This window comes from Curtobacterium sp. MCBA15_008, from assembly GCF_001865065.1.
In the GTDB taxonomy this organism is placed as follows: Bacteria; Actinomycetota; Actinomycetes; order Actinomycetales; family Microbacteriaceae; genus Curtobacterium.
In genome coordinates this window covers 1-298 of record NZ_MJGN01000061.1, presented here as the reverse complement: position 1 = coordinate 298, position 298 = coordinate 1, and the positions used below count along the sequence as shown (strand labels likewise).

Below are 298 nucleotides of genomic sequence, written 5' to 3'. Positions count from 1 at the left end.
GGTAGAAGTCGATCATGACGAAAGGAGATTGAAGATGGCAGTTGGTCCAGGAACCTTGCCGACGTTTTTCCCGGTGGCCGGTGTCAGGCTGGGTATCGGCAGTGCCGGTATCAAGAAACCCGGCAAGAAGGATCTGGTGGTTATAGAGTTGGCGCCGGGTAGCCGAGTGGCCGGTATTTTCACCCGTAATCAATTTTGCGCGGCCCCTGTTCACGTCACGCGAAGCCATCTGGCAAGCGATGCACCGCGCTACCTGCTGATCAACACCGGCAATGCCAATGCCGGCACCGGCGAACAA

1 protein-coding gene is annotated in these 298 nt (G+C 57.4%); it reads left to right on the top strand.

Going from position 1 to position 298, the window contains the following annotated elements; translation table 11 throughout:
- Positions 1–34: 34 nt before the first annotated feature.
- Positions 35–298 (top strand): bifunctional ornithine acetyltransferase/N-acetylglutamate synthase (locus BIU96_RS19225; RefSeq protein WP_175477603.1); only part of this gene is annotated, 264 nt, incomplete at its 3' end.